The 11,840-nt window shown below is 69.3% G+C and carries 10 protein-coding genes and 1 tRNA gene; 8 read left to right on the forward strand and 3 right to left on the reverse strand.

What is annotated here, in order from left to right; translation table 11 throughout:
• Positions 1 to 3 precede the first annotated feature (3 nt).
• Genes ACOYW6_RS01755 through ACOYW6_RS01765 form a run of 3 tightly spaced genes read left to right on the forward strand, consistent with a single transcriptional unit; the run spans position 4 to position 3,553 of the window.
• Entirely contained in the window at positions 4 to 549 is a 546-nt protein-coding gene (locus tag ACOYW6_RS01755; RefSeq protein WP_423142115.1) for a DUF2062 domain-containing protein, read from the forward strand.
• On the forward strand, positions 546 to 1,112 hold the full coding sequence (locus ACOYW6_RS01760; RefSeq protein ID WP_423142116.1) for a DUF2062 domain-containing protein: 567 nt from the start codon (positions 546 to 548) through the stop codon (positions 1,110 to 1,112). Before ACOYW6_RS01755 ends, ACOYW6_RS01760 begins: the two co-directional genes overlap by 4 nt.
• Positions 1,109 to 3,553 (forward strand): response regulator, encoded by a 2,445-nt coding sequence (locus ACOYW6_RS01765; RefSeq protein WP_423142117.1) that lies wholly within the window; start codon positions 1,109 to 1,111, stop codon positions 3,551 to 3,553. Before ACOYW6_RS01760 ends, ACOYW6_RS01765 begins: the two co-directional genes overlap by 4 nt.
• Here the strand turns inward: ACOYW6_RS01765 and ACOYW6_RS01770 are convergent.
• On the reverse strand, positions 3,526 to 4,752 hold the full coding sequence (locus ACOYW6_RS01770) for an FAD-dependent oxidoreductase (RefSeq protein WP_423142118.1): 1,227 nt from the start codon (positions 4,750 to 4,752) through the stop codon (positions 3,526 to 3,528). The two genes, ACOYW6_RS01765 and ACOYW6_RS01770, sit on opposite strands and share 28 nt — an antisense overlap.
• Before the next feature lie 134 nt (positions 4,753 to 4,886).
• Between ACOYW6_RS01770 and recA the strand changes: the two genes are divergently transcribed.
• The 4 genes from recA (at position 4,887) to alaS (ending at position 10,566) form a co-directional block, all read left to right on the forward strand.
• Complete coding sequence (gene recA, locus ACOYW6_RS01775) at positions 4,887 to 5,954, forward strand: recombinase RecA (RefSeq protein WP_423142119.1); 1,068 nt, start codon at positions 4,887 to 4,889, stop codon at positions 5,952 to 5,954.
• A gap of 146 nt (positions 5,955 to 6,100) precedes the next feature.
• On the forward strand, positions 6,101 to 6,916 hold the full coding sequence (locus tag ACOYW6_RS01780; RefSeq protein WP_423142120.1) for a class I SAM-dependent methyltransferase: 816 nt from the start codon (positions 6,101 to 6,103) through the stop codon (positions 6,914 to 6,916).
• A gap of 45 nt (positions 6,917 to 6,961) precedes the next feature.
• Positions 6,962 to 7,864 (forward strand): diacylglycerol/lipid kinase family protein, encoded by a 903-nt coding sequence (locus tag ACOYW6_RS01785; protein WP_423142121.1) that lies wholly within the window; start codon positions 6,962 to 6,964, stop codon positions 7,862 to 7,864.
• Between the two features lie 50 nt (positions 7,865 to 7,914).
• Positions 7,915 to 10,566 (forward strand): alanine--tRNA ligase, encoded by a 2,652-nt coding sequence (gene alaS / locus ACOYW6_RS01790; protein WP_423142122.1) that lies wholly within the window; start codon positions 7,915 to 7,917, stop codon positions 10,564 to 10,566.
• Between the two features lie 3 nt (positions 10,567 to 10,569).
• Here alaS and ACOYW6_RS01795 read toward each other — a convergent pair whose 3' ends face one another.
• The gene (locus ACOYW6_RS01795) at positions 10,570 to 10,725 is read right to left on the reverse strand and encodes a hypothetical protein (RefSeq protein WP_423142123.1); all 156 of its coding nucleotides are present in this window, start codon (positions 10,723 to 10,725) and stop codon (positions 10,570 to 10,572) included.
• 146 nt (positions 10,726 to 10,871) lie between these two features.
• Here ACOYW6_RS01795 and ACOYW6_RS01800 point away from each other — a divergent pair.
• Positions 10,872 to 10,946, forward strand: a tRNA-Val gene (locus ACOYW6_RS01800).
• A 48-nt stretch (positions 10,947 to 10,994) separates the two neighbouring features.
• On the opposite strand, the gene ACOYW6_RS01805 is transcribed toward ACOYW6_RS01800, so the two are convergent.
• Positions 10,995 to 11,753: a crotonase/enoyl-CoA hydratase family protein gene (locus tag ACOYW6_RS01805; protein ID WP_423142124.1), complete on the reverse strand. Its 759-nt coding sequence runs from the start codon at positions 11,751 to 11,753 to the stop codon at positions 10,995 to 10,997.
• Between the last annotated feature and the right edge of the window lie 87 nt (positions 11,754 to 11,840).

The following is an 11,840-nucleotide window of genomic DNA, read 5'->3' on the forward strand; positions in this document are numbered from 1 at the left end:
GCGATGCTCGATCGTTTCTCGGGCTGGGCGGGGCGCAACATGCCGACGCGCGAGCAGATGGCGAAAAGCCGCTGGGTGCCGGCGCGCGCGCTCGAACGCTCGCTATGGCGCTTCAACCGCCGCTCGGTCCCGCGCGGGGTCGCACTGGGGCTGGTCGTCGGCATCCTGGTGCCGGTCGCGCAGATCGTCTTCGCGGCGATACTGGCACTGCCGATGCGGGCCAACGTGCCGGTTGCAGCGCTGACGACCTTCATCACCAACCCTTTCACCACGCCGCTGATCTGGGCCGGCTCCTATCAGGTCGGCGCCGTGCTGCTGCACTTCGACGTTGCCGGCGGCATCGGCCCGATCGAACGATTCATGGCGATAAGCGACGTGTGGGCCCTGATCGAGTGGCTGACCGCGCAAGGCAAGGTGCTGGGTCTCGGCCTCGTCGTGGTGGCCACGGTGAGCGCGGTGCTGGGCTACCTGCTGTCGGGGATGACCTGGCGCTGGCTGGTGCTGCGCCGCCGCCGCCGCTCTCTCGGCGAGCGGGCCAGCGCGACATGAACGGCCTGTCGAAGTGGTTCCACAACCACATGCCGACGCGCGAATCGCTTGAGCGCAGCCGCCTGCTGCGACCGGTCGCGGGGCGCCTGATGCAGTCCGACGTGTGGCGCTTCAACCGCCGCTCGGTCCCGCGCGGCGTCGCGCTGGGCCTGTTCGTGGGCGTAATGATCCCGCTGGCGCACTTCGTCGTCGTTGCTTTCGTCGCGTTGTTCGTGCGAGCCAACCTGCCTGCTGCCCTGGCGGCGACGTTCATCGGCTTCCCGGTGTTCTACGTGTTCCTGGTCGCCGCCGCTTACCGCATCGGTGAATGGCTGTTCCACCTCGACGCCGCGGTGCCGATTTCGCCGATCAGCGAAACGATGCAGGCCACTCACACCGGCGACCTGCTGCAACGTTTGACCGGCGCCGGGCTCGACACCGCGCTCGGCCTGTTCGTGATCGCCAGCGTGCTGGCTTCGGTCGGCTACCTGGTGGCCAGCTTCGTGTGGCGCGCACGCGTTGCGCGCAAGCGGCGCCAGCGGCTCGACGCCGCGCGCACGCGCCGCGCCGCGCTACAGGCGTGACCGCCGCCGCCTTGCTGCGCCGCGACTGGCTGATCGTCGCCGGGGCCGCCGTGCTCAGCATCGCGATCGTCGCGCTGGCCAGCGGCAGCCCGCTGGTGAGCGCCGCATTTGCCGGTTCGCTGTTGGTGTTCGGCGCGCTGGCGCGGACGATCTGGCGCGGCAAGATCGCCGAAACGCCGGCACTGGAAGTGGTCCCCGACTGGTCGGTGACCGTCGCCGCGATCGACCGGCCCGACGCCGCCGTCGCCGTTGCCGACCGCGCCGGGCGCCTGGTCTGCGCCAACGCCCGTTTCGAGGAGTGGTTCGGCCTGGCCAATGCGCCGCCGCGCCTGCCGGTCGAACCCGATTCGCTGGACCGGCTGGCCCGCGCCGCCCGCGCCGGCTGGCGCGACGGGGCCGGCCACGCACCGGGACTCAGTTCGCCCACCGGCCGCTGGCGCGCCGAAGTCACCCGCGCCGGCCGCGGCGAGGATTACCTGGTCTGGCACATCCATGAAGACGGGTTTGCCGACCTCGCCAGCCAACTCGTTCCGCACATCACCGGCAAGTTGGGCGAAGTCCTGTCGCTGGCGGGTTTCGCCGCCGCGCTGGTCGATCCCGACGGACACGTCCGGGCAGCCAGCAGCGGCTTCGCCCAGCGCGCCACCGGCGAGCCGGCCGGACTTCTTACCGGCGAGGAGTTCGTCCGTTTCCTTCACCAGGACGAGCGCGACCGCATCACCTGGGCGCGTGACGGCGAAGCGGGCGGGGCGCTGACGCTCTATTACCTGCCGCTGGCCGATCCTGCCGCCGGCGAACCCGATCCCGACGCCACGCCGGCGCTGATGCTGCTGGCCGATGCCGGCGCCGGCATCGGCGGCGGCGCGGCCAGCGGCGGCGACGGCGGTTCCGGCGGCGGCGGTCTCCACCTCGAGGCGCTGATCGGTCAGCTTCCGCTCGGCCTCGCGATGGCGGACCGCGATGGCAGGCTGCTGTTTGCCAACCCAGCCTTCATGCGCGCCGCCGGGCGCGAGGGCGAGCCGGCGCCGATCTATCCGACCGACCTTGTCGTGCAGGAGGACAAGGGCCCGCTGTCCGACGCGATCCGCCGCTATGCGCAGGGGCCCGCGACGCGCGGCGACATCGCCGTGCGGCTGAAGGCCGAGGCCGAGGAGCCCGTCAGCCTGAGCCTGGCCGGCGTACGCGGGCTGGGCGAGGCGGTCGTCCTGCTGGGCCTCACCGACACCACCGAGCAGCAGCGCCTCAAGCGCCAGATTGCGCAAGCCACCAAGATGCAGGCGGTCGGCCAGCTCGCGGGCGGCGTGGCGCACGATTTCAACAACGTGCTGACCGCGATCCTGGGCACCTGCGACCTGATGCTGCTGCGCCATACCCCCGGCGACAGCGATTACGACGATATCCAGCAGATCCGCGCCAATTCGAACCGCGCCGCCAGCCTGACGCGCCAGCTGCTCGCCTTCAGCCGCCAGCAGACTCTGCGTCCCGAAGTGCTGCAGCTGCCCGACGTCGTCTCCGACGCGATGCACCTGCTGCGCCGCCTGATCGGCGAGAAGATCGAGTTCGTCGTCACGCACGACCGCGACTTGGGCGCGGTCCGCGCCGACCCGACGCAGCTTGGCCAGGTGATCATGAACCTGGTCGTCAACGCGCGCGATGCGATCCAGAGCAAGGGCGCCGGCGGCGGACGCATCACGCTGGCGACCCGGCGCATCACCGCCGCCGACGTGCGCCGCATGGGCAGCGCGATCATGCCGCAGACCGACTATACCGCGCTGATCGTGCGCGACAGCGGCACCGGCATCGCGCCCGACAACCTGGGCAAGATCTTCGAGCCGTTCTTCACTACCAAAGAGCAGGGCAAGGGCACCGGCCTGGGGCTGTCGACCGTTTACGGCATCGTCAAGCAGTCCAACGGCTTCATCTTCGCCGACAGCGAGCAGGGCCGCGGCACGGCGTTTTCCGTGTATCTGCCCGTCTACCACGTCCAGCCGGGCGAGCTTCCCGGCGCCCGCGCCGCCGACGCCGACAGCAGTTGGGCCGGCGGCGGCCGCGTGTTGCTTGTCGAGGACGAGGACATGGTTCGCGCGGTGGCCGAACGCGCGCTGACCCGCGCCGGCTACACCGTCACCCCCGCCGCCGACGGGGACGAGGGGCTGGCGCTGGTAGAGGACGGCGGACAGTTCGACCTCATCGTCTCCGACGTCGTCATGCCCGGCATGGACGGCCCGGCGATGGTGCGCGCGATCCGGGAGAACAGCCCCGCGATCCCCGTCCTGTTCATGTCCGGCTATGCCGAGGAGCAGCTGAGGAAGGAGATCGGCATCGCGGGGGTGGAATTCCTGGCCAAGCCATTCTCGGTCCAGCAGATCGGCGACAAGGTCGGCGCCATGCTCGCGGCCGAGCGCGGCGCGGGTCAACCGGGCTCTGGCAGCGCGGAATAATCGTGCCGCTCCAGGCCGAGCCGGTGCAGGGGCCTGCCGACCAGTCCGCTGAGCAGCCGGGCCTGGATCGTCCGGCCGGGCCAGTAGCGCGAAGCCGGTGCGAGGACCCGGTCGCGCAGGTTGGCGGGCCAGCCCTGCTGCGATTGATAAAGCGGCGTGAACAGCGCCGTAATCCACTGGTACAGCGTCACGTGCGCCGCGCGCAGGTGCACGGCCATCGCCGGCACATCGCTGGGGTCGCCCGTAAGCGCCAGTGCCGCTGTGACGGCGGCGGCGTCGAGCAAGGCCATATTGGCGCCCTGGCCCAACTGCGGGCTGGCGGTGTGCCAGGCATCGCCGATGTGGACCAGGCGTTCGCCCGCCGGTGCGCGCAAGGTGCGATGCGCATAGCGCGCCAGCGTGAGGACCTCCGGCTGGTCGATCGATTCGGCCAGCGGGGCGCATTCCGGCCAAAGCGCCGCGACATCGCTTCGCCATCGGTCCAGGCCGCGGTCGCGCCAGCGCGGGTAGGCCGCGACCGGTAACGACCAGAACAGCGCCAGCTCGTCCGGCCCGCCCGCGCGCGCGCCGATCGGAAGCACGCCGATCATTTCTCGCGCCGCGCGGTAGCGTTGCTCGAGCCGGTCGCGACGGAACGGCCCGTCGGCCGGCCAGGGCAGCGTCGTCCACAAGGCGCCGAACGGCAGTTCGCGGCCGCACGGGGCGGCCAGCGGCGTGCGCAGGCCGAGCGCATCGACGACAAGATCGAACGGACCGTCGTCGGGCTGGCTGGCGAACGACAGCCAGCGGCCGGCGCGGGTGACGTGGCTCGCGGCAACCTCATGACCGGTGCGGATCGAAATTGCGGCGGCGCGGGCGGCGTCGTGCAGCACCCCGAACAGGCTCGCCCGATGTATGCCGAGCCCGACCGTGCGCGGACCTGGCAGGTCGGCGTAGCGTGCATCGAGGACCGCGCGGCCCGATTCGTTGCGGCCCAGCAACGTAGCGATCGGCGCGCCGCGCGCGGCGATGGCACCGCGCAGTCCCAGGCTTTCCAGCACCGCCATGCCGGTAGGTTGCAACATCAGCCCTGAACCGATCGGCCGGGGCGCTGCGAAGCGGTCGAACACCGTCACATGGTGACCGGCGCGGGCCAGCATCGTCGCGGCAGCAAGACCGCCCGGACCGCAACCGGCAACCGCGATCGCGAACCGGCTCAACTGCGCCGCGTCCCGAGCTCGGCGCAAGCGCCAGCAAAAATTTCGTGTTCCACTCTTGTTCTCATGGAACAAAGCCGGTACAGCGAGTCGCAGTTGACCTTCCGGGTCGGCGGCTTAGGCAAAGGGGACATGACATGGCTGCAGCACTCAAGCTGATTCAGGAAGGCAAGGAAACAATGGATCGTCAGAAGGCGCTCGAAGCGGCGCTGGCGCAGATCGATCGCGCGTTCGGCAAGGGCAGCGCGATGAAGCTGGGCTCCAAGGAAACGATGCAGGTGGAGGCGATTTCCACCGGTTCGCTCGGGCTCGACATCGCACTCGGCGTCGGCGGCTTGCCGCGCGGCCGCGTCATCGAGATCTACGGGCCGGAAAGCTCGGGCAAGACCACGTTGGCGCTCCACGTGATCGCCGAGGCGCAGAAGACCGGCGGCACCGCCGCGTTCGTCGATGCAGAGCACGCGCTCGACCCGGTCTATGCCAAAAAGCTGGGCGTCGACATCGACGAACTGATCGTCTCGCAGCCCGACACCGGCGAACAGGCGCTTGAGATCGTCGATACGCTGGTGCGTTCGAACGCGATCGACGTGCTGGTGGTCGATTCGGTCGCCGCGCTGGTTCCCCGGGCCGAAATCGAGGGCGAGATGGGCGACAGCCACGTCGGCCTCCAGGCCCGCTTGATGAGCCAGTCGCTGCGCAAGCTGACCGGCTCGATCAGTCGTTCGCGCTGCATGGTGATCTTCATCAACCAGCTGCGCATGAAGATCGGCGTGATGTACGGCAACCCTGAGACGACGACGGGTGGCAACGCGCTGAAGTTCTACGCCTCGGTCCGGCTCGACATCCGCCGCACCGGCCAGATCAAGGACCGCGACGAAATCGTGGGCAACGCCACCCGCGTGAAGGTCGTGAAGAACAAGGTCGCGCCGCCGTTCAAACAGGTCGAATTCGACATCATGTACGGCCAGGGCGTCTCCAAGATCGGCGAGATCCTGGATCTCGGGGTCAAGGCCGGTATCGTGGAGAAGTCGGGTGCCTGGTTCAGCTACGACAGCGTCCGCATCGGCCAGGGCCGCGAGAACTCGAAGCAGTTCCTCAAGGACAACCCGGAAATTTGTGACCGGCTGGAAGCCGCCATTCGCGGCCGCACCGAAGGTCTTGCCGAAGAGATGATGGCCGGCCCGGACGCGGATACCGACATCTGACATTTCGGAAGAGCGTGACCGGGCGGTTCCCGTCCCCAAGCCAGGGGACCGCCCGGTCCGCGTAACCGGGAGACCGGCGCGGCGCCTTTTTGGCCCGCGCCGGTTTTTCGTTGTGTGCCGCGGGCCGGGGGCTGTAGCTTCCTGGCATGACGAGCGGAGAAGAATGGCAGGGCCGCGTCGGCCAGAACTGGGCGGGCAGCCACCAGGCCACCGACCGGGCGTTTCGGGGCATCACCGCCGAGCTTGTGAAGACGATCGACACTTTGCCCGGCCGTGTGATGCTCGACATCGGCTGCGGGGCGGGCGAGCTTGCGCTGGCACTCATCCGACGCCGGCCCGATGCGGTCATGACGGGCGTCGACATTTCCCCGGACCTGATCGCCTCGGCACGTGCGCGCGCGGGCGACGACGCACGCTGCAGGTTCGCGGTCTCCGACGTGCTGGACTGGCAGCCTGATCGCGCACCCGACCTGCTCGTTTCGCGCCACGGGGTCATGTTCTTCGACGACCCGGTGCGCACCTTCTCGCATTTGCACAGCATCGCCGCACCCGGCGCGTCGCTGGCATTTACCTGCTTTCGCGACCTTGCCGACAACCCGTGGGCGACCGAACCGTCGCGCGCCGTTGGGCGTGCGATGTCGGTCGCGGATGGCTATGCGCCGGGCCCGTTCGGTTTCCGTGACCGGGACTGGACCGCGGCGATGCTGGCTGCGGCCGGCTGGCGCGACATCACGATGCGCCGCGCCGACACTGCGTTCATTGCCGGCGAGGGCGACGAGGCCGTCGACCAGGCGACCGCGTTCTTCGCGCGCATCGGCCCGGCCGCCGCCGCGCTTGCGGCGATGGCGCCCGAGCCGCGCGCTGATGGCCTCGCGGCACTGCGCCGGGCCGTTGCGGCGATGAACAAATCGGGCCGGGTCGCCCCGGCGGCATCGATCTGGGTGGTCTCTGCAACACGCTGAGCCGCCGTGCGGAACTGCCGGCCGCCCCGCGCATTCGTCCCCCCAATGGCCCAGCCCCTTCCTGTCATCATCAACGCCTCGGGCGGGACCGCCACCCGGCTGGGCGACAAGCTGGCCGACACGGTTCACGACGCTTTCGACAAGGCTGGACGGGCGATTGCGCTCGCATTGGTCGAGGGCAAGGATATCGTCGCCGCGGTGCAGCGCCACGTCGGCAAGCGTGCGGTCGTGGTCGGCGGCGGCGACGGCACCCTGGGCGGGGCGGCCGGCGTGCTGGCCGATTCGCGTACGTCGCTCGCGATCCTGCCGCTCGGCACCCGCAATCACCTTGCCCTCGAACTTGGTATCCCGGAGGACTTGCCCGAAGCGGCGTCGGTCGCGGTCGATGGTTATCACCGCCAGATCGATATCGGCTGCGCTGGCAAACGAGTTTTCGTCAATAATGCCTCGCTCGGCATCTACACCTGCCTGGTGCGCGAACGCGAAGCCCATTCCGCGCCCAAGTGGCTGGCCACCGTGCCGGCCGCGGTGGCGACGGTCCGCCAGTGGCGCGCACAGGCGTTCGATCTGGTCGTCGATCGCAAGCGGCGCGATCTGCGCACGCCGCTGCTGTTCATCGGGAACAACCGCTATTCGTTCGCCAAGGGCAAGGTCGGCGCGCGCGAATCGCTCAGCGACGGGACCCTTTCGCTTTATGCGGTCGCGGCGCAGCGTCCGCTCGGGCTGGCCGCATTCGCGGCGCGCGCGCTGGTCGGGCGTGCCGACCCCTCGAACGACTTCGAAGAGGAATTCGATGCCAGGCGGATCGTGGTGGACGGCAAGGGCCCGATCGACGTCGCGCTCGACGGCGAGGTCGTTTCGCTGACCCGCCCGGTAGTGTTCAAGACGCTGCCCGGCGCCCTTAGCGTGATCGTGCCCGAACCGAAGCGGGGCAAGCGATCGAAGTGATCGGTTAACGCCGCTTGTTCCGCGGCGCGGCGCCCTATATCGGCTCGGTCATGCTGACGACGAACGAAATCCGCCGGTCTTTCCTCGATTACTTCGGTTCGAACGGGCACGAGGTGGTGCAGAGCGCGCCGCTGGTGCCCTACAACGACCCGACCCTGATGTTCGTCGCCGCCGGCATGGTGCCGTTCAAGAACGTATTCACGGGGCTGGAGACGCGGGCCGTCCCGCGCGCCACCTCGTCGCAGAAGTGCGTCCGCGCCGGCGGCAAGCACAACGACCTCGACAACGTCGGCTACACCGCGCGCCACCTCACCTTCTTCGAGATGCTCGGCAATTTCAGCTTCGGAGACTATTTCAAGGAACGCGCGATCGAGCTGGCCTGGGGCCTGGTCCATAAGGAACTGGGCCTCCCGAAGGACCGTCTGACCGTCACCGTCTATCATACCGACGACCAGGCCTTCGACCTCTGGAAGAAGATCGCCGGCCTGCCGGACGAGCGGATCATCCGCATCGCCACCAAGGACAACTTCTGGGCGGCCGGGCCCGACGGCCCGTGCGGTCCCTGTTCGGAAATCTTCTACGATTACGGGCCCGACGTGCACGGCGGCCCGCCGGGATCGCCCGAAGAGGACGGCGACCGGTTTGTCGAGGTATGGAACCTCGTGTTCATGCAGTACGTCCAGGCGGCAGAGGAGATCGTCGGTGATCTGCCGCGCCCCAGCATCGACACCGGCATGGGGCTGGAACGCATCGCCAGCGTGCTGCAGGGCAAGCGCAACGTCTTCGACACGGATACCTTTGCGCACCTGATCGAAAACAGCCAGGCGCTGGTCGGCGCCGCCAGCGACGACGACACGATCGCCAGCCACCGCGTGATCGCCGATCACTTGCGATCGACCAGCTTCCTGCTTGCCGACGGTGTGCTGCCTTCGAACGAAGGGCGCGGCTATGTGCTGCGGCGGATCATGCGCCGCGCGATGCGCCACGCGCACCTTCTGGGCGCGCGCGATCCGTTGATGCACCGCCTGGTGCCCGCGCTTGTGGCCGAGATGGGCCAGGCCTATCCCGAACTTGGCCGCGCCCAGCCGCTGATCGAGGAAACCCTTCAGCGCGAGGAAATCCAGTTCCGTCGCACCCTGGCGAACGGCCTGAAGCTGCTGGACGAGGCCACGGGAACGATGGGCGAGGGCGGCGAGCTGCCGGGCGAAACCGCCTTCAAGCTCTACGACACCTTCGGCTTTCCCTACGACCTGACCGAAGATGCGCTGCGCGCGCGCGGCATCGGGGTGGACCGGGCCGGCTTCGACGCGGCGATGGACCGCCAGAAGGCCGCCGCGCGGGCGGCGTGGAAGGGGTCGGGCGAAGCCGCCGCGGGCGAGGTCTGGTTCGACATCGCCGAGCGCGAGGGCGCCAGCGAATTCACCGGCTACACCTCGACCCAGGGCGAGGGCCGCGTCGTGGCACTGGTCAAGGACGGCGCCGAAGTCGGGTCAGCCGAGGCCGGCGACACGGTCATCGTGCTGACTAACCAGACCCCGTTCTACGGCGAAAGCGGCGGCCAGGCGGGTGACGCCGGGACGATCGTCGGTCCGGGCGGCCTGCGCTTGACCGTCACCGACACATCGAAGCCGCTGGGGCGCCTGCACGCCATGCACGCGCGCGTCGAAAGCGGCCGGATCGCCGTGGGCGAGACGGTCAACCTGGCGGTCGATGCCGAGCGCCGCGACGGCACCCGCGCCAACCACTCGGCCACACACCTGCTTCATTCCGCGCTGCGGCACCGGCTCGGCAACCACGTGACGCAGAAGGGTTCGCTGGTCGCGCACGATCGGCTGCGGTTCGACTTCTCGCATCCCGCTGCGCTGTCCGCCGCCGACATCGCCGCGATCGAGAGCGAAGTGAACGCCGAGATCCGCCACAACGAGGCGGTCACCACCCGGCTGATGAGCCCGGACGAGGCGATCGACGCCGGCGCGATGGCGCTGTTCGGCGAAAAGTACGGCGATGAGGTTCGCGTGCTCAGCATGGGCCGCACCGGCGCTGAAGGCCGCAATTATTCGGTCGAGCTGTGCGGCGGCACCCATGTCGACGCCACCGGCGATATCGGCGTGTTCCGCATCATCTCCGAAAGCGCGGTTTCCTCGGGCGTGCGCCGGATCGAGGCGCTGACCGGCGAGGGCGCGCGCGCCTGGCTGGTGCGCCGCGAGGACGCGCTCAAGGGTATCGCCGCAACGCTCAAGACCTCGCCCGACGAGGCCGAGGCGCGCGTTGCCGCGCTTGTCGAGGAACGCCGCCGGCTCGAGCGCGAGCTGGCCGACGCGAAGAAGGCGATTGCGCTCGGCAGCGGTGGCGGGACCGCCCAAGCCGCCGACGAAAGCGTCAACGGCGTCACCTTCAGCGGCCAGGTCATCGACGGCCTGGATGCCAAGGAACTGCGCGGACTGCTCGACCAGGCGAAGACCCGGATCGGCTCCGGGATTGCGGCGCTCGTCGCGGTCAACGACGGGCGCGCCAGCGTGGCGGTTGCGGTCACCGATGACCTTACCGGCCGATTCAGCGCGGTCGATCTCGTGCGCGCAGCCGTCGAGGCGCTGGGTGGCAAGGGCGGCGGCGGGCGGCCGGACATGGCGCAGGGCGGCGGCCCCGACGGCGACAAGGCCGGGGAGGCCATCGCCGCCATCAAGGGCGTGATCGGCGGTTAGCCTTTACTTGCGGGCGTGGGTTTCCGCTTCGGATCCACGCGGCAGGTTCTTTTCGGCGCCATCCTGCTGCTGGGGCTGCTTGATGCGGCCTTTTTCCTCGTCGATCTGGGTCGAGGGGGACTGGTCTTCGTCGCCGCTCATCGGGTCGCGGTCGGCCATGGGTGCTCTCCTTTTCCTACCTTACCAACGCGCTGCGCCGCGTTGGGGTCCCGGTACGCGAAGGGGAAGCAAAGACCGGCTTGCATCGCCGGGAAGGCGCCGCTAAAGGCGCCCCCTGCCCGGGCGACCGGGCGCGGTGATGGCCCGGGCGTATAGCTCAGTGGTAGAGCACTATGTTGACATCGTAGGGGTCGCAAGTTCAATCCTTGCTACGCCCACCACCATCCCGAAAAGCCCGCCCGGCTGCGCCGCGGCGGGCTTTTTCGTGGCTATTTGCCTTGCCAGTCGGGCGCCCGCTTTTCGGCAAAAGCGGCGGCGCCTTCGCGCGCGTCCTGGCTGGTGAAGACGCGGTCGTAATGCGGCTTTTGCCGGTCCCACATCTCCGCATCGTTCCAGGCGTGGGATTCGCGGATGATGGCCTTCGACGCGGCGAGGCCCAGCGGGCCGTTCTTTGCGATCGCCGCGGCCAGCGCCAGGGCGCCGTCCAGCGCCGGGCCTTCGGTGACGCGGTTGATGAAGCCCAGTTCGTAAGCGCGCGCGGCGTCGATGAAATCGCCGGTCAGCGCCAGTTCCATCGCGATGCGCTGCGGAATCTGGCGTGGCAGCCTGGTGACCCCGCCGGCGGCCGCGAACAGGCCGCGCTTGACCTCGGGAATGCCGAACTTCGCGCCTGCGCCGGCAACGATCAGGTCGCAGGCCAGTGCAAGTTCCATTCCGCCCGCCAGCGCGTAGCCGTCGACCGCGGCGATCAGCGGCTTGCTGGGCGTCCATTGGCTGAGCCCGCCGAAGCCGCGCCCGTCGACGTGCGGCGATTCGCCGCGCAGGAAGCCCTTGAGGTCCATGCCGGAGCAGAACGTCCCGCCAGCGCCGGTCAGGATCGCGACCCGCAGCGCCGGATCCGCTTCCAGGCGGTCCATCGCCGCGGCGATCCCCTGCGCGGCGGCCTGGTTCATCGCGTTCTTCGCCTCGGGCCGGTTGATGGTGACGATCAGGACGCCGTCGCGGGCCTCGGTCAGAACTTCGCTCATCTCGCTCTCCATCACAGCCTTGCCTGTCGATGAGCCAGCTGGCGCGGCCGGTAAAGGCGAAAACTTGCATGGCGGCGCGCCGCTTCC

Origin of the sequence: Parablastomonas sp. CN1-191 (assembly GCF_049354825.1) — a bacterium.
Taxonomy (GTDB): domain Bacteria; phylum Pseudomonadota; class Alphaproteobacteria; order Sphingomonadales; family Sphingomonadaceae; genus Novosphingobium.

What these genes read in the sequence shown, in the direction of transcription:
- ACOYW6_RS01755 (WP_423142115.1), top strand. Translation starts at nt 4, where the DNA reads ATGCTCGATCGTTTCTCGGGCTGGGCGGGGCGCAACATGCCGACGCGC.
- recA (WP_423142119.1), top strand. Translation starts at nt 4,887, where the DNA reads ATGGCTGCAGCACTCAAGCTGATTCAGGAAGGCAAGGAAACAATGGAT.
- alaS (WP_423142122.1), top strand. Translation starts at nt 7,915, where the DNA reads ATGCTGACGACGAACGAAATCCGCCGGTCTTTCCTCGATTACTTCGGT.
- ACOYW6_RS01760 (WP_423142116.1), top strand. Translation starts at nt 546, where the DNA reads ATGAACGGCCTGTCGAAGTGGTTCCACAACCACATGCCGACGCGCGAA.
- ACOYW6_RS01785 (WP_423142121.1), top strand. Translation starts at nt 6,962, where the DNA reads ATGGCCCAGCCCCTTCCTGTCATCATCAACGCCTCGGGCGGGACCGCC.
- ACOYW6_RS01795 (WP_423142123.1), bottom strand. Translation starts at nt 10,725, where the DNA reads ATGGCCGACCGCGACCCGATGAGCGGCGACGAAGACCAGTCCCCCTCG.
- ACOYW6_RS01805 (WP_423142124.1), bottom strand. Translation starts at nt 11,753, where the DNA reads ATGAGCGAAGTTCTGACCGAGGCCCGCGACGGCGTCCTGATCGTCACC.
- ACOYW6_RS01780 (WP_423142120.1), top strand. Translation starts at nt 6,101, where the DNA reads ATGACGAGCGGAGAAGAATGGCAGGGCCGCGTCGGCCAGAACTGGGCG.